Annotated in this window: 24 protein-coding genes; 1 reads left to right on the plus strand and 23 read right to left on the minus strand. The window is 43.3% G+C overall.

Features of this window, described 5'->3' with window-relative positions; translation table 11 throughout:
- Nucleotides 1-90: 90 nt before the first annotated feature.
- From QP439_RS00955 to QP439_RS01065, 23 genes are all read right to left on the minus strand, one after another.
- Nucleotides 91-1,365 (minus strand): hydroxymethylglutaryl-CoA reductase, degradative, encoded by a 1,275-nt coding sequence (locus QP439_RS00955; RefSeq protein ID WP_285387086.1) that lies wholly within the window; start codon nucleotides 1,363-1,365, stop codon nucleotides 91-93.
- Nucleotides 1,365-2,537 (minus strand): hydroxymethylglutaryl-CoA synthase, encoded by a 1,173-nt coding sequence (locus QP439_RS00960; RefSeq protein ID WP_254753892.1) that lies wholly within the window; start codon nucleotides 2,535-2,537, stop codon nucleotides 1,365-1,367. Before QP439_RS00960 ends, QP439_RS00955 begins: the two co-directional genes overlap by 1 nt.
- A gap of 113 nt (nucleotides 2,538-2,650) precedes the next feature.
- A complete protein-coding gene (locus tag QP439_RS00965) occupies nucleotides 2,651-3,100 on the minus strand; it encodes a threonine/serine exporter family protein (protein ID WP_049550918.1) in 450 nt (149 codons plus the stop codon).
- A 1-nt stretch (nucleotide 3,101) separates the two neighbouring features.
- The gene (locus QP439_RS00970; RefSeq protein WP_016398867.1) at nucleotides 3,102-3,860 is read right to left on the minus strand and encodes a threonine/serine exporter family protein; all 759 of its coding nucleotides are present in this window, start codon (nucleotides 3,858-3,860) and stop codon (nucleotides 3,102-3,104) included.
- 94 nt (nucleotides 3,861-3,954) lie between these two features.
- Complete coding sequence (gene pknB / locus QP439_RS00975) at nucleotides 3,955-5,856, minus strand: Stk1 family PASTA domain-containing Ser/Thr kinase (RefSeq protein WP_285387094.1); 1,902 nt, start codon at nucleotides 5,854-5,856, stop codon at nucleotides 3,955-3,957.
- Nucleotides 5,853-6,593: a Stp1/IreP family PP2C-type Ser/Thr phosphatase gene (locus QP439_RS00980; protein ID WP_033682216.1), complete on the minus strand. Its 741-nt coding sequence runs from the start codon at nucleotides 6,591-6,593 to the stop codon at nucleotides 5,853-5,855. The genes pknB and QP439_RS00980 overlap by 4 nt, the downstream gene beginning before the upstream one ends.
- Before the next feature lie 14 nt (nucleotides 6,594-6,607).
- On the minus strand, nucleotides 6,608-7,921 hold the full coding sequence (gene rsmB, locus QP439_RS00985; RefSeq protein ID WP_285387097.1) for a 16S rRNA (cytosine(967)-C(5))-methyltransferase RsmB: 1,314 nt from the start codon (nucleotides 7,919-7,921) through the stop codon (nucleotides 6,608-6,610).
- Complete coding sequence (gene fmt, locus QP439_RS00990; protein WP_285387100.1) at nucleotides 7,914-8,849, minus strand: methionyl-tRNA formyltransferase; 936 nt, start codon at nucleotides 8,847-8,849, stop codon at nucleotides 7,914-7,916. Before fmt ends, rsmB begins: the two co-directional genes overlap by 8 nt.
- 12 nt (nucleotides 8,850-8,861) lie before the next feature.
- Nucleotides 8,862-11,258 (minus strand): primosomal protein N', encoded by a 2,397-nt coding sequence (locus QP439_RS00995; protein ID WP_285387102.1) that lies wholly within the window; start codon nucleotides 11,256-11,258, stop codon nucleotides 8,862-8,864.
- A gap of 65 nt (nucleotides 11,259-11,323) precedes the next feature.
- Nucleotides 11,324-11,638, minus strand: coding sequence for a DNA-directed RNA polymerase subunit omega (gene rpoZ, locus QP439_RS01000; RefSeq protein WP_000979235.1), 315 nt, complete (start codon nucleotides 11,636-11,638; stop codon nucleotides 11,324-11,326).
- 24 nt (nucleotides 11,639-11,662) lie between these two features.
- Nucleotides 11,663-12,289 carry a guanylate kinase gene (gmk, locus tag QP439_RS01005; protein ID WP_000775041.1) on the minus strand — a complete coding sequence of 209 codons (627 nt, stop codon included), beginning with the start codon at nucleotides 12,287-12,289 and terminating at the stop codon, nucleotides 11,663-11,665.
- A gap of 127 nt (nucleotides 12,290-12,416) precedes the next feature.
- Nucleotides 12,417-14,030, minus strand: a complete 1,614-nt coding sequence (locus tag QP439_RS01010) for a ribonuclease Y (protein WP_261446505.1) — start codon at nucleotides 14,028-14,030, stop codon at nucleotides 12,417-12,419.
- Between the two features lie 162 nt (nucleotides 14,031-14,192).
- On the minus strand, nucleotides 14,193-15,290 hold the full coding sequence (locus QP439_RS01015; protein WP_285387115.1) for a nucleotidyltransferase: 1,098 nt from the start codon (nucleotides 15,288-15,290) through the stop codon (nucleotides 14,193-14,195).
- A gap of 9 nt (nucleotides 15,291-15,299) precedes the next feature.
- Nucleotides 15,300-16,040 carry a class I SAM-dependent DNA methyltransferase gene (locus QP439_RS01020; RefSeq protein ID WP_285387179.1) on the minus strand — a complete coding sequence of 247 codons (741 nt, stop codon included), beginning with the start codon at nucleotides 16,038-16,040 and terminating at the stop codon, nucleotides 15,300-15,302.
- A 108-nt stretch (nucleotides 16,041-16,148) separates the two neighbouring features.
- Nucleotides 16,149-16,502, minus strand: coding sequence for a ribosome silencing factor (gene rsfS / locus QP439_RS01025; protein ID WP_285387119.1), 354 nt, complete (start codon nucleotides 16,500-16,502; stop codon nucleotides 16,149-16,151).
- 12 nt (nucleotides 16,503-16,514) lie between these two features.
- Nucleotides 16,515-17,015 carry a cysteine hydrolase family protein gene (locus QP439_RS01030; protein WP_285387123.1) on the minus strand — a complete coding sequence of 167 codons (501 nt, stop codon included), beginning with the start codon at nucleotides 17,013-17,015 and terminating at the stop codon, nucleotides 16,515-16,517.
- Nucleotides 17,016-17,609, minus strand: coding sequence for a bis(5'-nucleosyl)-tetraphosphatase (symmetrical) YqeK (yqeK, locus tag QP439_RS01035; RefSeq protein ID WP_285387125.1), 594 nt, complete (start codon nucleotides 17,607-17,609; stop codon nucleotides 17,016-17,018). It lies immediately after the preceding gene.
- On the minus strand, nucleotides 17,609-18,238 hold the full coding sequence (locus tag QP439_RS01040; RefSeq protein ID WP_175880579.1) for a nicotinate-nucleotide adenylyltransferase: 630 nt from the start codon (nucleotides 18,236-18,238) through the stop codon (nucleotides 17,609-17,611). Before QP439_RS01040 ends, yqeK begins: the two co-directional genes overlap by 1 nt.
- A 51-nt stretch (nucleotides 18,239-18,289) precedes the next feature.
- Entirely contained in the window at nucleotides 18,290-18,601 is a 312-nt protein-coding gene (gene yhbY / locus QP439_RS01045; protein ID WP_000060169.1) for a ribosome assembly RNA-binding protein YhbY, read from the minus strand.
- A gap of 212 nt (nucleotides 18,602-18,813) precedes the next feature.
- Entirely contained in the window at nucleotides 18,814-19,920 is a 1,107-nt protein-coding gene (gene yqeH / locus QP439_RS01050; RefSeq protein WP_000391192.1) for a ribosome biogenesis GTPase YqeH, read from the minus strand.
- 2 nt (nucleotides 19,921-19,922) lie between these two features.
- Nucleotides 19,923-20,450 carry a YqeG family HAD IIIA-type phosphatase gene (locus tag QP439_RS01055; protein WP_023946540.1) on the minus strand — a complete coding sequence of 176 codons (528 nt, stop codon included), beginning with the start codon at nucleotides 20,448-20,450 and terminating at the stop codon, nucleotides 19,923-19,925.
- A gap of 16 nt (nucleotides 20,451-20,466) precedes the next feature.
- A complete protein-coding gene (locus QP439_RS01060; RefSeq protein ID WP_000242267.1) occupies nucleotides 20,467-21,372 on the minus strand; it encodes a magnesium transporter CorA family protein in 906 nt (301 codons plus the stop codon).
- 57 nt (nucleotides 21,373-21,429) lie between these two features.
- Entirely contained in the window at nucleotides 21,430-21,990 is a 561-nt protein-coding gene (locus tag QP439_RS01065) for a mechanosensitive ion channel family protein (RefSeq protein ID WP_020902998.1), read from the minus strand.
- Between the two features lie 151 nt (nucleotides 21,991-22,141).
- On the opposite strand from QP439_RS01065, the gene sstT reads away from it, so the two are divergent.
- Nucleotides 22,142-23,347 carry a serine/threonine transporter SstT gene (sstT, locus tag QP439_RS01070; RefSeq protein WP_020902997.1) on the plus strand — a complete coding sequence of 402 codons (1,206 nt, stop codon included), beginning with the start codon at nucleotides 22,142-22,144 and terminating at the stop codon, nucleotides 23,345-23,347.
- The last annotated feature ends 51 nt before the right edge of the window (nucleotides 23,348-23,398 follow it).

Raw genomic sequence — 23,398 nt, forward strand, 5'->3', positions numbered from 1 at the left:
GAGTACGTCAAGGCGAAGCTGACGTGGTTTGAATTTGATTTTCGAAGAGTATAAGCACAAGAAAACTCAGACCGATCTGTCTGAGTTTTTTTATGATCTTAAGTTTTCGAGATAGCGCTGGGCTGTCTCTAGGTTAAAGGTTTTATCTGCGATGAGGCGCTCGACTAGGGGAGCTACTTCGGCCTCACTGGCACCTGCTAGGAGTGCCAAGGATTTGGCCTGCAATTTCATGTGGCCTTGCTGAATCCCTGTGCTGACCAAAGCTTTGAGGGCCGCAAAGTTTTGGGCTAGTCCGATAGAAACAATAATCTGAGCTAATTCTTTGGCAGAAGGATTTCCCAGTAATTCATGACTAAGGGCCACACGAGGGTTGAGGCCGATAGAACCACCCTTGGTCGCTACAGGCATGGGCAAGGTCATCTGACCGACCAATTCTTCTCTTTCAAGGTCCAGCGTCCAGCTACTAAGACCTTGGTAGCTTCCATCTTGACTGGCAAAGACATGGGCCCCTGCTTCAATGGCACGCCAGTCATTACCAGTGGCAATCAAAATGGCATCAATACCATTAAAAATCCCTTTATTATGAGTAGCGGCTCGGTAAGGATCAGCCTGCGCAAACTGGCTAGCCAACGCAATTTTATCCGCAATTTCTCGTCCTTGATCCTTTTGGCGGCTCAAGTAGCGAAAGGCGATGCGACAGCTGGCTGTCACCAGAGAATCTGTCGCGTAGTTAGACAGGATTCCCATGAGACTTTGTCCTTGACTAAGTTCTTCTAAGACAGGCTTCAAGGCTTCCAGCATGGTGTTGAGCATATTGGCTCCCATGGCTTCCTGGGTATCGACATGAAGATAGACAACGAGAAAATCTGTTTTGCCTTTAATCTGCTCGACATGCAAATCACGTGCCCCACCTCCACGTTTAACGATAGAAGGATAGGCTTGATTAGCAAGCTCTAAGAGCTCTGCTTTCTTGCCGGCAATCTTCTCTTGCGCTTGTTCAGAATCAGTAACTTGATAAAGGGCTACCTGCCCAATCATCTGGCGCTCATGCACTTGTGCAGTAAAGCCACCTGCTCGCTTGATGATTTTACTGGCATAGCTAGCCGCTGCAACCACAGAGGGTTCTTCTGTCACATAGGGAACGGTGTATTCCTGATCATTGACAAGAACCTCTGGAACCAACGAATAAGGCAGAGAAAAAGTTCCCACTACATTCTCACTCAGCTGGTCTGCAACAACCACATTCATTTGTTCATCCTGCTCCAAACTAGTTTGCTTCTCAGGACTAAGGAGCGCCTGAGCTTTTAACAACTCAAGGCGCTCTTGGTATGATTTTTTAGAAAATCCATTCCAACTTATCTTCATTATTTTTCAACCTTGCTATAACGGCGTTGGTGGTCCACAATTTCAACCAAGGCAAAATCTTGATTTTCATAGCCAGCAAACTGGGCAGAGTTTGTTTCATCCAAGTCTACTTCCTCAAAGAAGACCTTTTCATAGTCTGCAACGGATAAGGCAGTTCGTTGGTCAAGTTTGTTCAAGCGGTCTTTATCCAGATAAGCTTCATATCCTTCAACCAATTCACCACTGAATAACTCAGCTACAGCCCCACTTCCGTAACTATAAAGGGCAATTTTATCCCCAGCCTTCAAGCTATCTGTATTTTCCAATAGAGACAAGAGTCCGAGGAAGAGAGATCCTGTGTAGATATTCCCCACCTTTTGACTGTAGAGAATAGACTGGTCAAAATGCTTTTGCAAGAGGTCTTTTTTCTCTTGAGACAGGCTCTTATCCATGATTTTTTTCAAGCCTTTTAGCGCTAATTTAGGGTAAGGCAAGTGGAAGCAAACAGCTGCAAAATCATCTAAGGTAAGCTGGTAACGTTTTTGGTATTCAAGCCAAGTCGTTTTCAAACTATCCAAGTATTGCTGGGTAGAATAAACACCATTTACATAAGGAGTTGTAGAGTAATTTGGACGCCAGAAATCCATAATGTCACGAGTCTGAGCCACATTATCGTTATTAAAGGCCATAATGCGTGGATTCTGTGTAATCAACATGGCCACACTGCCAGCACCCTGAGTGGGTTCTCCCGGAGTTTCAATACCATATTTGGCAATATCACTGGCAATGACCAAGACTTTGGACTCTGGAGAATTTTCCACATGCAATTTAGCATAATGGAGGGCAGCTGTCGCTCCATAGCAGGCTTCTTTAATCTCGAAACTACGAGCAAAGGGCTGGATACCCAGCAAGCCATGCACAAAGACGGCCGCAGCCTTACTCTGGTCAATTCCTGACTCGGTCGCCACAATGACCATATCAATTTCTTGTCTTTCTTGCTCAGTTAAAATAGAGTCACTTGCACTAGCCGCCAAGGTCACAATATCCTCAGTTAGGGGCGCAATACTCAATTCCTTGAGCAAGAGTCCTTTGCTTAATTTTTCAGGGTCAATTCCCCTCGCTTCTGCTAAGTCTTGTAATTTCAAGACATATTGACTGGTCGCAAAACCAATCTTATCAATACCGATTGTCATATTTACCTCTGTTTTATCATTCGTTGTAAAAAATCGTTCTATACTATTTTATCACAAATAGCAATAAAAGAGAGAAAAAAGACTTGATTCACCAAATCAAGTCCCTTATTAATCTAACTATTATGCTGTTTTCTTAAGTAGGAATAGAGTCTGAGAATTACTGTTCCACTAGCCATTCCAATGGAAATAACCAAAGCCAACATAACAACCAAGGTTGCACTAGCAATGGCATGACTGTAATCTCCCGTCACAAAAAAGGCAGTTGTCCGATAGGAGAGATAACCCGGAACCAGAGGTGCCAAGATGGCCAAGATAAAGACCACAGCAGGGGTCTTATAAAGAATACTCAAAATCTGGCTGACACAAGAACCGATAATGGCTGCAATAAAAGTAGCCACAATAACATTGGTCGGTTCCTTTAGCAAGAGATAGATTAGCCAGACAGCCATGCCCAAAATCCCTCCGGGTAAGAGCATAGAGCGTTGCACATTGAGTACAATTAAAAAAGTGATAATAGCAAGAAGACTTGCTACTGCTTGTAATAAAAAGGTTGTTAGTGTCATATTAATTCATCAATACCAAGGCGACAGAAGTTCCCGCCCCTAAAGCAAGGGTAATGAGCAGGGATTCAAACATCTTACTCATACCAGAGTTTATGTGGTTGGTCATAATATCACGAACCGCATTGGTCAAGGCAATCCCTGGTACAAACGGCATGACCGCACCAGCTATAATCAAATCTGCCGTTGAGGGAAAACCTGTGTAGCGAGCCCAAAACTGGGCTATCATCCCAAAGACAAAGGCTCCAGCAAAGGCTGTTACAAAGGGAATTCGGATAAACTTCTCCACATAGAGGGAAAAGGCAAAACCAAATAAGGTAGCCACTCCTGCCCCAAGTGCATCGTAGATATTTCCACTAAACATAATAGAAAAGAAAGGAGCGCTAAAGGTCGCAGCCAGAGTTACCTGCAACTTGGTATAGGGAAGGGGTTGGGCTTGCAAGGCTGTCAATTGCTTGAAGGCTGTCTCTAAATCAATCTGCCCCCCTACCAACTGACGAGAAATCTGGTTCACATCACAGACTTTTTCAATATTATAAGAAGAGGAAGTCACGCGCTTCATGCGCGAAATATTGGTATTTTCAATGGAGAAAAAGATAGCGGCAGGCATGGCAAGAACATTGCAATCCACAATCCCCTGCGAATGCGCAATTCGAATCATGGTATCTTCTACACGATGAATCTCTGAACCACTTTTTAAGAGAATGGTCCCTGCTAGCATAATCACATCGATGACGGCATTTAATTCTTTTGACTCTTCCATGCTTTCCTCCTTTTATCAACTCCCTCTATTCTATCACAAATCTGGAGTCAAAAAAAATCTTTGCCACGAAATCATGACAAAGATTCTAGTATCACTATGGATTGTCTCGGGAAGTATCTCCTCGTTGTGAATTACCTTGCGGATTTCCCTGTGTTGGAGTGGATTCTGCATCCCCTTGTTCGTTAGGTTTCCGAGAAGAACTTGAGGACGAAGAAGAGGATGAGGATGAAGAAGTTGAAGAAGAATGAATCGGCTTCGCTTTATAAATAGAAATTTTAACACGAGTAGTGCTCAAGTCTACTTTTTCGCCTGCTTTTGGACTTTGCTCTACAACAGTCCCCTCAGCAGTTCCTTCAGGAGCCTTAGACACTTCTACAACTTCGATATTGGCTTTTTTAACTTCATATATCTGTGTAAGATTATTGACTGCAAATTCTCGGCTAGAACCAATATAACTTGGCATTGAAATAGAATTTACTTTTTTAGCAACAGTCAGAACTATTTGAGTTGCCTTGCTAAGATCGTAGGTTGTTCCCTCCGGCAAACTTTGTTTCATGATTGTACCAGCTTCGATTTCGTTGGATTCTTCTTCCTCAATCTTAATTAGATTTTCTGGAACCTTCTTTCCTTTCAACTCTGCCACTACATCACTAGATTTTCTTCCAAGATAATTTCCGAGTTGGAAGGATTGCTGACCAGAAGACACAATTAAATTAATTTTTGTTCCTTCTTTACGTGTTGTACCAGCATCAGGATCGGTACGAATAACCCTACCTTCTTCAACCTTATCACTGGCCTCTGCTTTTTCTTCACCAACCTCAAAATTGGCTTTTTTAAGAGCTTCTTTAGCTTCTGCAACCGTCTGCCCTGCCACTTTTGGAATGGCAATGGTAGCGGGCGTTCTATATAAAATCCATACCAAAGATGCCACAACCAACAAGAAGGTCGCAAATAAAATTGGATAACGTGCTTTCATGCGACGGCGTTTGGTTGGCTTTGGACTAGGTACCGTTTTTTCTGTCTGATGAGGCTGGGGCTTAGGTTGAGGTCTTCCCTCTTGTACCGGAGCTTTAGGAATAGAAGTCAAGGTACTTTGTGGAACTTTAGGAAGAGTCTTGGTATCCGCCTTAGTCGCATCGTCAAAGACTAGCTTTGGTTCATTACGACGATTATAAGACAAACTACTAGACAAATCCACATACATTTCAGCGACTGATTTGTAGCGATCTGTCAATTTCTTGGCAGTTGCCTTGATAACAACATTTTCTAAAGCCTGAGGCACAGATGGATTTTCAGCTATAACCGATGGCAATGGTTTCTGGAAATGCTGGAGGGCAATGGTCACAGCACTATCCCCATCGTAAGGAATATGACCTGTCAGCATCTCGTAGAAGATAATCCCCATAGCATAGATATCACTCTGCACAGTTGCTTTAGAACCACGCGCCTGTTCTGGTGACAAATAATGAACTGAACCCAGCATAGAGTTGGTCTGAGTCAAACTCGTCTCTGCAAAGGCTACTGCGATCCCAAAGTCTGTAACCTTAGCAGTCCCATCTGGTGTCAAAAGGATATTTTGCGGTTTTAAATCTCTGTGAACAATTCCTCGAGTATGGGCTAAGCGCATAGCCAAGAGGATTTGTCCCATGATTCGAATCGCTTCTTCATTTGAAAGAGGGTGATGTTCCTTGATATAGCGTTTGAGGTCTAATCCAGCAACATATTCCATTGCGAGATACTGTTGCCCCTCTTCTTCACCAATATCTGTAATCCGAACGATATGAGGATGGTCCAGATCCGCCATGGCTCTCGCTTCCCGCTGGAAACGTGCCACAGCAATCGGGTCTGTTTGGTAGTTAGTCCTCAAGACCTTCACTGCCACTTCTTCACCGTCCAAAATCAAATCCTTGGCCAAATAGACATCTGCCATGCCTCCTCGACCAATTTGTTTGATAATTCGATACCGCCCGGCAAAAATCTTGCCGATTTGGATCATTCTGTTGCCTCCTCATTAACAGCAATAAGGGCAACTGTAATATTGTCCAATCCACCAGCATTGTTGGCAAAACGGATCAAGGTTGCTGCCTTATCTGCCAAAGGAATATCGCTGGTTACAATATCATAGATCTCACTTCCTGAAATCATATTTGTTAATCCATCACTATTAAGTAGGAGATAGTCTCCCGGCTCAAGGGTAATCATTCCAAAATCAGGCTGAATTTCATCTTTTTGACCGATTGACTGGGTAATAATATTTTTCTGTGGGTGGCTAGCTGCTTCTTCAGGTGTCAATTGACCTGCCTTAAGCAATTCATTGACCAAGGAATGATCGCTCGTTAACTGGTGGTATTCTTCTCCACGAATTAAACCGATACGAGAATCCCCAACGTGGGCATAAATAGCCTGATTGTCAATAATGGCTACAGCCTCAAGAGTTGTTCCCATCCCTTTATAGGCTTCATCTTGCCCCAATTGGTTAATCTTTTTATTTTCCATCTCAAGGTTGTTAGCAAACCATTCACGCACCTCGTTGATGGTATCAATTTGGGTATCTACCCAAGCGATACCTAAATCTGTAACCGCCATTTCACTCGCGATATTTCCTGCACGGTGTCCTCCCATCCCGTCAGCTAAGATAATCATAGTACGACCTGCTCTGTTGACGTAGTGGTTGACATAGTCTTGGTTATTTGTTCGTTTTTGACCAACATCCGTTAATATTGAAATTTCCATATGTCAGTTCCTTCCTAATCCGATATCTTGCGAAATTGGCTGATGAAAAATCCATCACTTCCATACAATTCAGGTGTAATGAGAATACAACCATCTTTCAGGATATCCTTACATTCATGTTCTAGTTTTACCTGCTCAAAGTCGGGATGACTTTCTAAAAATTCCTGAACGACTTGAAAGTTCTCCTCTGAGACAATAGTACAGGTACTATAAGTTATTATACCACCTTTGCGTAGTGTTTGACAAACACTACCTAATATTTCTAGCTGAATTTCCTGTAAGGATGCGAAATCTGCCGTTTCTTTATTGTATTTGATATCTGGTTTCCGGCGTAAAAGACCGATTCCTGAACAGGGAGCATCCACCAAAATCTTATCAAATGAATTCTGACCAAAAAACTCATGCACCTTTCTGGCATCTAATTTTTGCGTTTGAATCCGGTTTGCAACTCCTAAACGCTCTGCATTTTCTTGAATTAAGTCCAACTTGTGGTCGTACAAATCCAGAGCAGTAACCTGACCTGTCGTCAGGTAAGAAGCTATATGGGCTGTTTTTCCACCCGGAGCAGCACAGGCATCAAGGACCTTCTCATTACCTTGTAAATCAAGCGTCGGAGCAACAAGTTGACTGGATTCATCTTGGATGGTAATAGCTCCATCCGCAAACAAATCATGGTCTGCAAAATGTCCTTGCTCCTTAACTAGACCAGAAGGAGACAAGGATGAAGCACTAGCCTCCAACAAGGCTTGGATTTCCTCTTTTCGGCTTAAATCTGTTACACGAATACTGGCTTTGTTTCGCACCAAGAGACTTTCAAAAATAGCTTGCGCTCGCTCCCCTCCGTATTCTTCCTTGAGCTTGGCAATTAACCAAACCGGAAGGGAATAGGCAATGGAATCATGCTTATTTTTTCGTTTGATGCTGGCAATATCTGGCCAACCTTCACGCAGGATACGACGAAGAACGGCGTTGACCAATTTTTCACTTCCCTTTTTACGGACTTTAGCCAATTCCACTGCTTCATTGACCACAGCATGGTCTGGAATCTTGTCCAGATAGCGGAGCTGGTAGGCACTCATGAGGAGAAGGACATAGAGCCAGTTATCTAACTGGTCTCGGTCTTCTATAAAGTGTGATAGGTACCATTCCAGAGTCAGTTTACGGGCTACCGTTCCATAGACCAGCTCGGTCACCAAGCCCTTGTCTGCTGCCGAAAGTTGACTTCCCTTGAGGTGTTTATTTAAAGCAATATTTGAATATGCTTGATTAACAAAAACATCCTCTAATATTGCTAAAGCTAAACTTCTTGCCGTTTCTACTTTAGTCACCAAATCGTTCTCCTACAGTCAATGTCCGTCCAACTCCATTGAGGAAGGAAGCAATATCCATCTTAGGCTTACCAGCTGGTTGTACTTGTTTGAGGGATAGAGCTCCTTGAGCCGTTGCGACAATCAATTCTTTCTTGCCGATAGAGAGAATCTCACCTGGATTTCCCTGACCTTCTACTGGTAGGGCTTCATAAATCTTAAAGCGGTCGCCCTTAAGGAAAGTATGGGCAACAGGCCACGGGTTCATTCCACGGATCTGATTGAAAAGTTGACGATTGGTCTTAGTCCAATCTAGTTTTTCTTCTTCTGGCTTGATATTTGGCGAGAAAGTGACCTGACTTGGATACTGCGGTTCAGGTTTAATGTCACCAGCAATGTAGGCAGGCAAAGTATCCAAAAGCAAATCGCGACCAACAAGAGCTAATTTCTCAAACAAGGTGCCAACATTATCCTCATCTGTGATCGGAATGCTACGACGAGAAATCATATCTCCTGCATCCATTTCCTTAACCATTTCCATAATGGTCACACCAGCTTCCTTATCCCCTTGAATCAATGCATAATGGATTGGCGCTCCACCACGATGTTTAGGAAGAAGAGAAGCGTGAACATTGACCGCAAAGTCCATGCTATCAAGGAGTTTACTTGGGAGAAACTGCCCAAAAGCAGCAGTCACAATTCCATCTGCTCCTAGCTTCATAATAGCTTCCATCTCTGGACTTCCAGATAATTTTTCAGGTTGGTAGATTGGAAGACCCGCTTCTTTAGCAGCCTGCTTGACTGGGGTTTCTTGGATCACTTTTTTACGTCCTACAGCACGGTCTGGCTGGGTCACAACGGCTAGAATTTCGTAACGGTCATCTGTCAAAAGTCCTTTTAAGACTGTTGCTGAAAAGTCGGGGGTCCCCATAAAGATTAATTTTGTCATATCTTCTCCTTCTTATAAAAATTGCTGTGGCTCATGGTCAATACTGAGACGGAGCTCACTATTTTCCCGCTCTTGAGTCAAGGCCAAGACCTGGTTGAGGGTTAGCCCCAGCTCATCTTCTAAACGGTATTTAATTAAAATCTGGTAATGATAGAGGTTGTGGGTACGAGCAATCGGTTTGGGGGTTGGCCCAAGAATGTTACTGGTCTCTGACAATCCTGACCGCAAAATGTTCATAACTTCATAAGCACGTTTGACCACCTCTTCTTCTTTCTTGTGAGAAATGGTAATGCCAATGGTGAAATAGTAAGGCGGATAACCAAGTTGTCGTCTGATTCCCATTTCATAGGCATAAAAACCTTCGTAATCCTGATCCTTTGCAAATCGAATAGCGTAGTGCTGAGGATTGTAAGACTGAATCAAGACCTGCCCAGCTTTTTCAGCACGACCTGCCCGGCCTGCAACCTGAGTCAAGAGCTGGAAGGTTCTCTCAGAAGAACGGAAATCAGGCAGATTCAAGGCCGTATCCGCATTTAGAACTCCGACTAAAGTCACATTTGGAAAATCCAATCCCTTAGCAATCATCTGAGTTCCTAGCAAGATATCCGCTTCTCCTCGTCCAAACTGGTCAAGAAGAGCTTGGTGACTACCTTTCTTACGAGTCGTGTCCACATCCATCCGCAAAATGCGGGCCTGGGGAAAGAGTTCTGCCAGCTCGTCATAAGCCTTCTGAGTTCCTGTCCCATAATAACGAATACTGCGACTCTTACAGTTAGGACAGACCTGAGGTATGTCCTTTGAAAAACCACAATAATGGCAATTCATGGTCTTGGTATCCATATGCAAGGTCAGGGAAATATCACAGTTGGGACAAGTATCTACCGTCCCACATTCCCGACACATGACAAAGCTAGAATAACCACGGCGATTGAGCATGAGAACCACCTGCTCTTTTTTAGCTAGACGGTCTTGAATGGCTTCTAGCAAGGGAGGCGTAAAGTTTGACGTCTCGTTTTGTCCGATATAGTCACGAAAATCAACCACTTGAACCTCAGGGATCCTAGCTAAAGGATTGGCGCGTTGAGTCAGACGCAAGTGTTGATAGACGCCTTTTCCAGCCCGCGCACGGCTTTCCAGACTAGGAGTTGCTGAACCAAGTACCAGAGCTGCTTGATTGTACTGGGACCTTAGAATAGCAACCTCTCTAGCATGGTAACGGGGATTGCTGTCCTGCTTATAAGTCGCTTCATGTTCCTCATCGATAATCATAACACCTAGATTTTTCAGAGGAGCAAAGATGGCAGATCTAGCGCCAACAACAACTTGAGCGTCGCCACGCTCGACCTTGCGCCATTCATCATACTTTTCACCATTGGACAGGCCTGAGTGAAGAATGGCCACCTTGTCCCCAAAACGTGCTATAAAACGCTCCGTCATTTGTGGCGTCAAGGAAATCTCAGGCACCAGCAAAATAGCTGTCTTGCCCTTGTCCAAAGCACCTTGGATAATCTGCAAGTAAACCTCGGTCTTCCCACTTCCTGTAATCCCTTGAAGGAGGAAAGGAGGCTGATGACTGCCAATAGCACTGACAACCGCATCACGCGCCTGCCTTTGCTCTGGATTCAACTCCAAAGGCTGACTTGCTTCAATGCCTTCAAAATAAGCAGCCGAGCGTTGCACTTCCTTTTGGACTATGGTCACAGCACCTTGTTCGACAAAGAAGTTGACTTGCTCCCGCGAATAGAACTCTAGCAAACTAGCCAAGGAGGCACTCTCAGGATGAGACAATAGATAGTCTCTCAATTCCAACTTTTTCTTAGCGCGTGCAGAAATCTCGACACCTTCTAATCGAGCAAGATTCACCTTATACCAAGACTGGGTCTTGACCTTCTTTTGATCGACTGCCTGATATTCCAGACCAAGCAGGCCTTTTCTAGTCAAACGCATCATTTCAGCTTGCTTAGCTAAATCCAGAGAAGAAAAGGCTAGCGAATCCTCTGAACTAAACAAGCGCTCTCGGTCTTCCTGACTTAGGCCTTCCAGAGGATAGAGAATCTTGTCATAGCTGGAGTTCAGAAACCCTGGTAACATAGCCTTGAGGATGGAGATTTTATAGGAGAAGACGGACTTGCGTAACTCCTCAGCCAGCCAGAGTTGTTCTTGCGTGAGAACAGGAGAAAAATCCAGTACCTCGGCTATATCTTTTAAATCTTGCTCCATCTCTTCCTCGTCTGATTGGGACTCCAAACCAAGAACAATCCCTTGAATCAGGCGATTGCCCTTACCAAAAGGCACATGGACTCGCATCCCAACTTCCAGCATTTCCTCAAACTCCTCAGGAATCCTGTAACTATAGGGCTGGTCCGTCTGCATCAAAGGCACATCCACAATAATCTTAGCTATAACCATCTTCTCACCTCCTCCTTGTCAGTATATTCTTGCAATAGAAAAAATAAGATTGAGTCCCCCCAACCTTAAATTTTTTCACCATCTTCTTTTTCTTTAGCGATTTGCTCTTTGATTTTCTTTTCTTCTTCTTCTTTGCGGCGTTTTTCTTCTTCGATACGGCGACGCACTGCTTCACGTTTCCCTTCTGGGTCTGGATGAATTGTAACGTTTCCTGATTCGATTTCTTCTAAAGCGCGAAGAGTTGATTTTTCAGACTTGAAACCTTGAGTTGCTGGCGCACCTGCTTCTAATTCGTGGGCACGTTTTGCTTCCAAGATTACGAGTGAATATTTTGAAGGAACCTTGTCTAGCAAGGTATCAATAGAGGGTTTTAACATCATTTGTTTGTACCTATTTTCTAAATTTTATCGGGTAGTTGGAGATTTTGGTAACATCTCCTGATAGTGACCAATGACACGATCTACACGGAAGTGCTCTGCTTCAATAACACGTTTGACACGCTCAGCAGCTAGGGGCACCTGATCGTTGACAATCGCATAATCATACTCACGCATGAGAGCAATTTCTTCCTTGGCTTTTTCGATTCGTTGGGCAATCACTTCTGCACTGTCTGTTCCACGACCTACTAAACGATCTTGCAATTCATCCAAATCTGGTGGTGTCAGGAAGATAAAGACAGCATCTGGAACCTTTTTCTTGACCTGAAGAGCGCCTTGAACTTCAATTTCAAGGAAAACATCGATTCCCTTGTCCAAGGTTTCGTTGACATAGGTCAGAGGAGTTCCATAGTAGTTGCCGACATATTCTGCGTATTCCAACATCTGTCCTTGACGAATCAGCTCTTCAAACTCTTCACGAGTACGGAAGAAATAGTCAACACCGTCCACTTCTCCAGGACGTTGTGCGCGTGTCGTCATCGATACAGAGTATTGAAATTGGTTTTCAGAACTCTCAAAAATCTCTCTTCTAACCGTTCCTTTTCCAACCCCTGAAGGACCAGAAAAAACGATTAGTAAGCCTCGGTCTGCCATTGTGTCTCCTTTTAGTCAGTCTGTGAAATAACATTTCTAGAATAATGGCAAAAAGCCAGATTATCCTTTACAGTCTTTCTATCTAGTGTAACAAAAAAGCAGTAATATTTCAACTGCTCTTTCTTATTTATTTAGCATAATCTACTGCACGAAGTTCGCGGATCACGGTTACCTTGATATTTCCTGGGTAATCGAGATTATTTTCAATTTTCTCACGAACTTTGTGAGCCAAGATTGTGACTTTGTCGTCCTTGATTTGTCCTGGATTAACCATGATACGGATTTCACGTCCTGCTTGAAGGGCAAAGCTATTTTGCACTCCTTCAAAGCCATTGGCGATTTCTTCCAAATCATGGAGACGTTTGATGTAGCTTTCAAGAGATTCACTACGAGCACCCGGACGGGCAGCGCTCAAAGCATCTGCTGCAGCAACAATCACTGCAATCACGCTTTCTGGTTCGACATCACCGTGGTGACTTGCAATCGTATTGACCACAACTGGGTGTTCCTTGTACTTACGTGCCAATTCCGTACCGATTTCAACGTGGCTACCTTCAACCTCACGGTCAATGGCTTTCCCGATATCGTGAAGGAATCCCGCACGACGAGCAAGAGCCGCATTCTCACCAAGCTCGCTCGCCATAATACCAGCCAACTTAGCAACCTCAATCGAATGGCGCAAGACATTTTGTCCATAAGAGGTACGGAACTGCAAACGTCCCATAATCTTCATCAAGTCTGGATGGAGGTTTGGCGCACCGATCTCATAGGCAGCGGCCTCACCGTATTCACGAATCTTATTGTCAATCTCTTGACGGTTTTTCTCAACCAACTCTTCGATACGAGCTGGGTGAATGCGACCATCTTTGAGCAACATTTCCATTGTCATACGGGCAATCTCACGGCGAATCGGGTCAAAACCTGACAAGGTCACCACTTCTGGCGTATCGTCGATAATGACATCAACCCCTGTCAAACTTTCGAAGGTACGAATGTTACGACCTTCACGACCAATAATGCGTCCCTTCATAGTATCGTCTGGCAGATGAACTGTTGAGTTAGTTGACTCCGCTACATATTCACCAGCGATACGTTGCATAGCTTGAACCAGGATGTCCTTGGCCATTTTATCAGAACGTTCCTTGACCTCTTGCTCAGCTTCGCGAATACGGCTAGCAATCTCCTTGGTCAAGTTTTCCTCTGTCTGTGCCAAGATAATATCTCGTGCTTCTGCCTGAGACAGAGCACCAATACGCTCTAGTTCTGCTTCTTTTTGTCTTTCGACTTCCTCTAATTGCTCTTCACGCGCATCAAGGTTTTTCGCTCTATCAGAAATACTTTGTTCTTTTTGTTCAAGTGTTTGTTCTTTACTCGTCAAATTGTCGTCCTTACGATCAAGGCTAGCAGCTCTCTCTGTCAAACGACTTTCGATTTGTTTGAGTTCTTGACGTTCTGATTTGAATTCAGCGTCCACTTCTTCACGGTATTTTCTGGCTTCTTCTTTGGCCTCCAATAGTGCTTCTTTTTTAAGAGACTTGCTTTCACGTTTCGCTTCATTAACAAGTAAATCCGCTTCACGCTCAGCTTGTCCACGTAAATTAGTTGCTTCTTGTTCAGCATTTAAAAGCATCAACTCTGCAGCTTCCTGTGATGATTTCATCTTGGCTGAGATGCTGACATATCCAATGACTAAACCAATGATGACGGCAAAAACAGCAATCGCAAGCGACATGATTTCCATGTTTTTACCTCATTTTATTGTTATTCCGAATGACATACATTCTTTTACATTCTACCATAAAAAAGTGATTTTCACAAACCTAAAATAGAATATGTTTTGAGGAAATTATGACACAATTACTAAAATAAACTTGTTATTTAAGAAGCCTACTTCTCAGTAGACTCAGTTTGTTTCTATTCTAATCGGCACTCTTCCAAAATTCTGCTCTTTTATACTTGGATTTCCTAGTTGGTAAATCTGGTCTGCCTTTTGAGTCATGACATCCCAAGGTTCTTTGCCAATTCGGCTGACTAGATTGACCTGCCCTTTCAGAGACTTGAGATGTTGTCTGCCTTTTTCAGTAAATCCAAGGACATGAATGGCTTCTGGCAAGTCACCTTCTCTAGCCTGCACCAAGATATAGGTCAATAGGCGTCTGACACGCGCCTTGGTGTAACGTTTGGTAGCAACCGCATCGACCAATTCGTCAACAGACTGGACTGTTTTAATAGCCTCTTTAATGCGCACAGCCATTTCTTGATTGACCTGATAGATGGTAGTTAGGTCGGGATTTGACAAGATTTGATAGCGTAGCAAGGGAAAATAGTCATCCCAGCTCACCTTACTGGCCTGCTCAAAGAGAGCAACAGAAGGCATAAAGCGTTCTAAGAAATCTTGGTCTGATTGGTGCTGACGGATGGCTGTCGCCGAGGCAAAGTCCACATCTTTATTCACAGAATGGTAACCAGCCCCCTGACGTTGAATCGGATGCAACCTGATGTTTCGTCCTGCAACTGCCTTGGCATAAGCAAGAGCAAGAACATGATTGGGCGTATTGCCAGAAAAATCAAGACCTGCAAATTCCTTCCACATGGCCTGGGTTTTCTGGGGATAGGAAAGGGAATCAGATAGATTTTCCACAAATTGCTCCATCTCAGCACCCTGCTCTGTGTATAAGTCAGCGATTTTCTGGTAATCCAGAACTTCTTCTGTCCCAAAAACTAGGCTATCAATACCCAACCTAGCCAAGATATCCACAGCTCCTTGGCCGAAGAAATCCGCCGCCTGAACACTGACTAAAAAGGGCAATTCTACTACCAAATCTGCTCCATTTTCCAGCGCCATCTGGGCCCGTGTCCACTTGTCCACAATAGCAGGCTCACCACGTTGCATAAAATTTCCAGACATGGCTACGATTTTCAATCCCTCAGCCTGATTTAGCAGGTATTTATGCCCATTGTGAAAAGGATTGAACTCCGCGATAATACCCGTGATGGTCATACTAATCTCCTACTTCTGCGCCACAAAAAACCAACGGGTGCTAGTTTCTGTAGGCTCTTTGTCCTCAAAGTCCGCATAGAGTTTGAAGGACTTGAAACCAGACTGTTCCAGCAAAATATCATAGGTCAAGACCTCGTAGGTCCTTTCCTCATGCACTTCATCGTGGCGACTAAAGGAACCGTCAGACTCCTTGATAAAGAAAGTCAACTCATGCACGATGGAGTGAGGTGCCGCATCCTCATAAGTATCCCAGAGCATTGCAAAATCTTCTGCATTTTCATGATAAGAATAGCCTGGAAAAACTTCATCTGTCTGATAGGTCGAATGTACGTCAAAGATGAATATGCCATCTTCGTTGAGTGCATTATACACTTCCTTAAAGACATCTCCCACTTCCACCTCATCTTGCATATAACAGATCGAGTCCGAATAACAGGTGACAAAATCATATTTACCCGCCTTAGACAAATCCAGCATATTGCCTTCAATAAAATCAATCTTTTGCTTGGCTGAAGAAGCTCTCTTCTCAGCAATCTTCAACATATCCCCACTCAAGTCCAGTCCAGTCACATCAAAACCAGCTTGAGAGAAGCGCACAGATTGAATTCCTGTCCCACAAGCCAGTTCCAAGAGTTTCTTTCTCTCCTTGGTCTTAGGCAAGTGACGCAGAGAAAAATCCGTCCATTTGTCGTATAAACTATCGTCCATTACTGCATCATAGACCGCCGCAAAGGTTTCATAAGTTGCCATAATCATGATACCAAGAGCCTCCATGGCAAACACCACTCGCTCTTTACCTTTCCATCAATTTTCTAAAATAAGCAAAGAAACCCAGTTGACTACAACTGAGTTCACCTTCTAAGCAAGAGCTTCTGAAATATCTACTGAATTCGCCTCATGCCATAGTTTTTCTAGGTTATAATGGGCACGCATTTCTTCTGAAAAGATATGCACAACGACAGCGCCGAGGTCTAGTAGGACCCAGCCTCCAGCTGCATCGCCTTCGATATGGCTGCCTTTAAAACCAGCTTCCGCTACTTTTTCACGGATATTATCAGCGATAGCATCCAACTGACGGCTATTCATTGAGCTAGTGATCACAAAGTAATCCGTCACGCTAGTCAAATCTTGTACATCAAGTGCAAGGATATCCTCAGCACGTTTCTCATCAGCCGCTTTCACGACTAGTTTTAGTAATTCTTTTTCGTTCATTTAGTCCTCTTTCTAGAAAATATGTTTGTAATCTAGGACATCTGCAAAACGCCCCTCCCAAATGCCCTCATAAAATTCATTTATCGTTTCTGCTGGAATGTCTTTCCCATCAAACGTTGTGCAAGTTCCTTCTGGAATAATAAGCTGATAGCCATATTCAAAAGCAACCTTGACAGAGGTATCCACACAATATTCTGTCTGCATACCACATAAAACTAATTTTTCAATCCCCTGTTTATCCAAGTATTCTTTTAAACCAGTTTCTTTGAAAATACTGTTATACTTCTTCTGAAAGACCTTTTCATTAGGTTTTCGACTTAAAAGCTCAGATAACTGCCAATCTTCTGATGTTTGAGCTTCAGCGTTCTCAATATGTTGAACATAGATAATTTCAATATTCTTGCTTCTAGCCTGATTTTGTAAATAAGAAATTTTTTCCAATAGACTATTTGTCTGAAAACCGGTTTCCACTAAAATATTCTGAACATCAATGATTATAAAAGCCGTCTTCATTTAGTCCTCTTTCAAATAGTGCACAAAGGCGTTATAGGTTTCAAGGGTTTGGGGATAGATAGGGAATCCCTGATGAGCTAGATGCTCCACAGTGCGAGCTGTTTCGTAGGCCACCGCCTTATTGAGCGATAGACTTGCAATCTCACGTGCCTGGTCTACTCCAGGAAAGGCTCGATTGTGCTCGATATAGTCTGCGACGTAGATGACTTTATCTAGGTCTGTCATCTGACCAGCACCGACTGTATGGATTTCAATGGCTCGCAGGATTTCTGAATCATGCAAATCCAAATCTTCCTGAATCTTGTAGATGCCAACCATGCCATGCCAGACATTATTGCCCCAGTTTTTGAGGTCAGGGTCTAGCTGATAACGGTCAATCAGGTCTAGAAATTTCTGATCTGATAACTTTTTAGCATAGTCATGAAGAAGGCCTGCAAGACCTGCTTTCTCGGTATCGACTCCAAATCGCTGAGCCAGTTCTATGGCTGCACGCTCCACACCCAAGCAATGGGTTAAGCGTTTTTCAGGTAAAAGCTCTGTCATTTTTTCCAACAAAGCCTCGCGAGAGCAGTTGATATAGTCTTGATAGGCCATCAGTAGAGCCCCTCCTTCTCGATGTAGTCTAGCACCGGCTGAGGCAGGAGAAAGTTGGGTTTCCGACCTTGGGCAAGGAAGTCCCGCACCATGCTGGATGAGATATCCATGAGAGGCACATCCACCCAGATAACTGGATAGGAAGTTCCAGCCTTGTAGCGTGGGCGCTGAACCCCTACAAACTGAACCATGTCGACCAGCTCATCAATTCGATACCACTTAGGCAGGTAGTCCACCATGTCGGCACCGATGATAAAGTAATAATCTGTATCTGGATTCTTCTCAGTTAGGAGCTTCATGGTGTCGTAGGTGTAAGAAATACCCTTGCGCTCCAATTCAATCGTTTCAATAGCTAAGCCGTCAATCCCCTCAATTGCCAACTCAAGCATCTTGAGGCGATGGTGTTCAGGGATGGTTTCTTTTTTATCTACGTGGGGTGGTTGGTATTCAGGCATGAGTAGAACTTGGTCCAGTCCCAACTGTTGCCGTACTTGGTCCGCAACAATGAGATGGGCATTGTGAACAGGATTAAAATTCCCCCCTAAAATCCCGACTTGTTTGCGTTTTTTCTCCTTGATTTCCGGCTCCAACTCTACCTTGGTAAAGGGAGTCAATAGTTCGATTGCCATAGGCTAGTCTCCTTTATTTCTCTGTAAAAACAGTTATTTGGAGTATAGTTTTTAGATTTCTTTGACTTTTTTAGAAATCTTGCGATTTTCTTTCTTGCTGGATTGTTTAAACAAGATTAAGATGCGTCCGATTTTTTGGACTGTATCCACACCGATTTCTTCTTCCAAAATTTCAGCTACTTCGTGGATATTTTCATCGGTATTTTGCAAAAGAGTAACCTTGATCAATTCACGAGCGTCAAGTGCCTGACGGACGCTGGTTTTAATTTGGTCGTTGAGACCATTTTTCCCGATTTGGATGATGGGTTTGAGGGTGTGTGCCTGACTGTTGAGGAAGGCACGTTGTTTTGATGTTAATGACATAATTTTCTTCCTTGTTTTTTGATAGTTATTTTAGGTGGTGAGGGACGGTCGGAACTAATTTTCCAAAGATCTCATCTTTGAAAAATGGATTTCCTGACCTCACAATTGAGCCTTGGTCTCAATTGTGCCCCTTGCCAATCTATCGATTGGCAAGACACCACGGCAATAACTATCTTTGTATGAGCTCACTTTGTTCGCTCAGTGATTTTATTTTAAATAATTGCTTTTCGTGTGACGACGGCGACGCCTTCTGGTGCCCAGACGGCGACTTTGGCAGTTCCTGTTACGCGGATCCAGCCTAGGCCTGAGATGACTAGGTCAGTCTTCTCCTTAATATTAAATACATGCTGGACTAATTTTGGAAAATCTTCTTTTTCCTTGCTATTTGGCGGTGTCAGAAGGGTTCCGACGTGCTTATCGTAGAAAGCACTAGCGCCTTCAAGTTTGGTACGATGGAGTTTGAGTTCATTGTCAAAGAAAGCAGTAAATCCTTGTTTTTCTCCTGATATAAAGTCAAAACGTCCGAGACCTCCTAAAAACAGGGTTTGTTCAGGATTGAGCTGATAGGTTTTAGGTTTGATTTCCTTTTTAGGACTGACATACTTGAGGTTTTTGGCCGTCAAGTAGTGAGCCATCTGGTGACGGTGGATAATCCCTGGTGTATCGTAGATATAAGAACCGTCATCAAGCGGAATCTCGATTTTGTCCAAGGTTGTCCCTGGGAAGCGCGAAGTCGTGATGACATTCTGATCACCCGTAATTTCTTGGATAATAGCATTGATTAGAGTTGATTTTCCAACGTTGGTCACACCGACCACATAAACATCACGACCCTTACGGTAGTGTTCAATCTTGTCAATGACTTCCTTAATAGCATGTTTGTTTTGGGCCGAAGTTAAGACGACATCGACTGGACGAAGTCCTTCTTCGTGGGCACGTTCCATGAGCCACTGGCTAATCTTGCCTGGTTTAACAGACTTGGGCAAGATATCTTTTTTATTTCCCACCAAGAGGACATCATTGCCCGAGACAAAACGTGGCAAGCCTGGGATAACAGAGCCATTAAAATCAAAGATATCAATGACATTAACTACCAAGGCATCACTGTCTCCCACCTCGTGCAAGAGCTTGAGGAAATCATCGTCCGTCAACTGGACATCCGTGATTTCATTATAGTGGCGGAGACGGAAACAGCGTTGGCAATAGACTTCGCCAGTTTCCAAACCTTTTTCAAGTGCCGACTGGGGGGTAAAACCAAGACCAGCCTTATCTGTCGTCTGAATGGTTGCTCCACAACCAATACAGAGAATTTCTTCCATAGTTAAATTCCTTTTTTATATGTAATCGGTCCGTACTTTTCAGTGATTTTTCGCTTCACACGGCGCTCACGAGCTCGGTTGATCTGCGTTTTGATCGAGTCATGTTGGACCAAGGGTTTGACTAAAATCGAGCGAATGCCTGCACGGTGGGCTGCTCGTATATCTGTCATGAGCTGGTCGCCAACCATGACCACTTCACTTTTCTCATAATGAAATTCCTTCATGGCACGGTCAATCCCAAATGTGAAGGGCTTCAGAGCCCAATAAACGTAGTCAATCCCAAATTTCTCAACTGCTCGTTGGACGCGTTTTTTAGTGTTATTTGATACCACAATGATGCGAATGCCCGCGTCCCGAAGATCATGTAGCCATTGCTTCATCTCTGGCGTCCCGTCAGGGTTGTTCCAAGCAATGAGGGTATTGTCCAAATCGACCAAAACAGCCTTGATTCCCTGCGCCTGCAGGCTTGGGACTGTCAGATCATAGACTGCTTCCACAGCAAAGTCTGGCATGTAGTTTTCAATCACCATTTTGGCTCCTTTTCTTTTATTTTCTAGTAATTTTCTTCAGCCATTGAGATAAGGCCACCCATAAAATCAAGCTAGTCATTAAGATATAAATCCAAGCATTTGGCTCTTCTGTAAATGGTAGAGGAACATTCATTCCGAAGAAACCTGTAATAACCGCAAGTACTGCTAGTAAGACGGAGATAATAGTCAAAATTGACAAACTATCATTCAAGTTATTGTTTAGGATGTTGTTGTAAGAAGCTGAGAGTTGTTGCAAGACTTGAGAAATCAAGTCTGTCATAGACACCAACTGATGGGCTTCAATCATGGCATCATCAAACTGCTCTCGTTCGACATCATTAAATCTCCGATAAAGAGCATGGCCCTGGATATGTTCCAAGAGGAGTCGATTTTGTTTTGCTGCTGCTGTCAAGTAAACCATACCAGTCTCCAAGTCAGAGAGGGCGAAGAGATTTTTCTTTGTTGTAGTTTGACGTAGCAAGGCACTAATTTCGTCCTTACTTTTATCCATCTCTTCAATGACAGGATAATAAGCGTTACTGATAATCTCTAAACCAGCAAAGAGAAACTTGTAAATAGAAAGCGACTCATGGCTATCCAGATAAGCTGACATCTGATCAATGACATAAGCATTCTTATGGTTGCTGATGGTAATCATTCGTTGTCTTTCGACGATAAAGGTCATGGGAATCGCTTCATAATATTCTTTGTCTTTTTCTAAATCAAGAACATTATAAATAAAGGTTACCGTCTCCGTTTCACGGTTATAATCCATATGAGCTCGTTCATTTCTATCCAGAGCATACTCAATGGTTTCCTTGTCCAATCCATAGATGTCAGAAAGATCTTCCATATTTTTAATCTTATCCACATCAAGGTCTATCCAGGTACAACCATTGCCCAACTGCTTTTCTAAAACCATCTTTTCTCCTTTATTAAACTCTTTCTATTGTACCACAAATTACTTAAAATAACAGGTCTAGTCTGTGCGTGAGAAATTGCTGACGACGGTGATATTCCGATTGGGAACGAAGTGCAGAACCTGATCTTCTCCTCTGAGTTGCGTTGTTCGAATGCCGACACTGACAACCTTGCCCGATACGGTAATAGGACCATTTGTCAAAACGACCTCATCTCCCACATCCAGTTGACGTTCAAAGAGGATGAAAAAGCCATTGATGACATCAGACAGAAAGCCTTGGGCTCCCATACCAATAGCTACCCCAGCAATCCCAGCACCTGCCAGCAAACTAGAGACTGGCAAGCCCAAAATAGACAAGATACAGTAAAGTAAAAAGAAATAGAGGGTATAATTAAACACATTCTCTAATAAACGTGAGATGGTTTTCTGACGCCCGACATCGTGGCGAGACATTTTTAAAGAAGGTTTAACAATTCTCTGCACCATGGTATGAAGTAGTTTCTTAGCTATATAGAATAGCAAAAATAGAAATAACAGAGAAATTAACTTGGTTAAGATATTCTCAATAATCGTTGTTATATCAAGCTTATTGAGGTAGGTTTGAATAAATTCTTGCATAGAAAACTCCTTTCATTTATTATACCATACTTTCACAAGTGATGAATCTCCATAAATATTCAAAAATAATAGCCAAAATAGACAGAAAATTCTTGATTTTAGCTCATATTTATACTATAATCATAAACATTACACAACAAAGGAGATTGTTATGAAAAAAATCATTCATGCTTGGAATAAGGCAAGCCTAATCAAACGGATTTTGATTGGTATGCTTATTGGAGGAACCCTAGGGCTGACACTTCCTAACATTTCAGGAATTGGTTTACTTGGAGATCTCTTTGTTGGTGGCCTCAAAGCCATCGCACCTATTCTAGTCTTTGCCCTCGTTGCCAATGCCCTTTCCCAACATCAAAAGGGTCAAGATAGCAACATGAAAACGGTTATCCTCCTTTACTTGGTGGGAACCTTTGCAGCGGCACTTGTTGCTGTCCTAGCAAGCTTCATCGTCCCTGTTGAGATTACCTTAAATAGTGCCAATACAGAAATCGCACCACCAGATGGAATTGGCCAGGTCCTCAGCAATCTCTTGCTCAAACTGGTTGACAATCCAGTCAATGCCCTCGTTACTGCTAACTACATCGGTATCTTATCTTGGGCAGTTGTTTTCGGGATTGCTATGAGAGAGGCCAGCAAAAATAGTAAAGAATTGCTGAAAACTATGGCTGATGTGACTTCTAAGATTGTCGAATGGATCATCAATCTAGCTCCATTTGGTATCCTTGGTCTTGTCTTCAAAACCATCTCTGATAAGGGAATCGGAAGCCTAGCTAACTACGGAATCTTGCTTGCCCTCTTGGTGACAACTATGTTCTTTGTCGCTCTGGTTGTCAATCCATTGATTGCCTTCCTCTTTATGAAGAGAAACCCTTATCCCCTCGTTTGGAAATGTTTGCGTGTCAGCGGTGTTACAGCCTTCTTCACTCGTAGTTCTGCGGCTAACATCCCTGTCAATATGAAACTTTGCCATGACCTCGGACTGGATCCAGATACCTATTCAGTTTCTATCCCACTCGGCTCTACTATCAACATGGCCGGGGCAGCGATTACTATTAACGTTTTAACCCTTGCTGCAGTAAATACTCTTGGAATCCCTGTTGACTTTGCGACAGCCTTTGTCCTTAGTGTAGTTGCCGCAATCTCAGCCTGTGGTGCTTCTGGTATTGCCGGAGGATCCCTCCTTCTTATCCCAGTTGCTTGTAGCCTTTTCGGTATTTCTAATGATATTGCCATGCAAGTTGTTGGGGTTGGATTTGTGATTGGGGTCATCCAAGACTCATGTGAAACAGCCCTCAACTCTTCTACAGATGTCCTCTTTACCGCCGTTGCCGAATACGCAGCAGCCCGTAAAAAATAACTCATAAAGGCAAGCCTGCTCAGGTCTTGTCTTTTACGCTTTTATTCTAAC

Source organism: Streptococcus sp. UMB1203 (assembly GCF_030217725.1).
In the GTDB taxonomy this organism is placed as follows: domain Bacteria; phylum Bacillota; class Bacilli; order Lactobacillales; family Streptococcaceae; genus Streptococcus.

Coding starts and splice junctions, on each gene's coding strand:
- QP439_RS00955 (WP_285387086.1), bottom strand. CDS start 1,365: ATGAAGATAAGTTGGAATGGATTTTCTAAAAAATCATACCAAGAGCGC.
- QP439_RS00960 (WP_254753892.1), bottom strand. CDS start 2,537: ATGACAATCGGTATTGATAAGATTGGTTTTGCGACCAGTCAATATGTC.
- QP439_RS00965 (WP_049550918.1), bottom strand. CDS start 3,100: ATGACACTAACAACCTTTTTATTACAAGCAGTAGCAAGTCTTCTTGCT.
- QP439_RS00970 (WP_016398867.1), bottom strand. CDS start 3,860: ATGGAAGAGTCAAAAGAATTAAATGCCGTCATCGATGTGATTATGCTA.
- pknB (WP_285387094.1), bottom strand. CDS start 5,856: ATGATCCAAATCGGCAAGATTTTTGCCGGGCGGTATCGAATTATCAAA.
- QP439_RS00980 (WP_033682216.1), bottom strand. CDS start 6,593: ATGGAAATTTCAATATTAACGGATGTTGGTCAAAAACGAACAAATAAC.
- fmt (WP_285387100.1), bottom strand. CDS start 8,849: ATGACAAAATTAATCTTTATGGGGACCCCCGACTTTTCAGCAACAGTC.
- QP439_RS00995 (WP_285387102.1), bottom strand. CDS start 11,258: ATGGTTATAGCTAAGATTATTGTGGATGTGCCTTTGATGCAGACGGAC.
- rpoZ (WP_000979235.1), bottom strand. CDS start 11,638: ATGATGTTAAAACCCTCTATTGATACCTTGCTAGACAAGGTTCCTTCA.
- gmk (WP_000775041.1), bottom strand. CDS start 12,289: ATGGCAGACCGAGGCTTACTAATCGTTTTTTCTGGTCCTTCAGGGGTT.
- QP439_RS01010 (WP_261446505.1), bottom strand. CDS start 14,030: ATGGAAATCATGTCGCTTGCGATTGCTGTTTTTGCCGTCATCATTGGT.
- QP439_RS01015 (WP_285387115.1), bottom strand. CDS start 15,290: ATGACCATCACGGGTATTATCGCGGAGTTCAATCCTTTTCACAATGGG.
- QP439_RS01020 (WP_285387179.1), bottom strand. CDS start 16,040: ATGGCAACTTATGAAACCTTTGCGGCGGTCTATGATGCAGTAATGGAC.
- rsfS (WP_285387119.1), bottom strand. CDS start 16,502: ATGAACGAAAAAGAATTACTAAAACTAGTCGTGAAAGCGGCTGATGAG.
- QP439_RS01030 (WP_285387123.1), bottom strand. CDS start 17,015: ATGAAGACGGCTTTTATAATCATTGATGTTCAGAATATTTTAGTGGAA.
- yqeK (WP_285387125.1), bottom strand. CDS start 17,609: ATGGCCTATCAAGACTATATCAACTGCTCTCGCGAGGCTTTGTTGGAA.
- QP439_RS01040 (WP_175880579.1), bottom strand. CDS start 18,238: ATGGCAATCGAACTATTGACTCCCTTTACCAAGGTAGAGTTGGAGCCG.
- yhbY (WP_000060169.1), bottom strand. CDS start 18,601: ATGTCATTAACATCAAAACAACGTGCCTTCCTCAACAGTCAGGCACAC.
- yqeH (WP_000391192.1), bottom strand. CDS start 19,920: ATGGAAGAAATTCTCTGTATTGGTTGTGGAGCAACCATTCAGACGACA.
- QP439_RS01055 (WP_023946540.1), bottom strand. CDS start 20,450: ATGGTGATTGAAAACTACATGCCAGACTTTGCTGTGGAAGCAGTCTAT.
- QP439_RS01060 (WP_000242267.1), bottom strand. CDS start 21,372: ATGGTTTTAGAAAAGCAGTTGGGCAATGGTTGTACCTGGATAGACCTT.
- QP439_RS01065 (WP_020902998.1), bottom strand. CDS start 21,990: ATGCAAGAATTTATTCAAACCTACCTCAATAAGCTTGATATAACAACG.
- sstT (WP_020902997.1), top strand. CDS start 22,142: ATGAAAAAAATCATTCATGCTTGGAATAAGGCAAGCCTAATCAAACGG.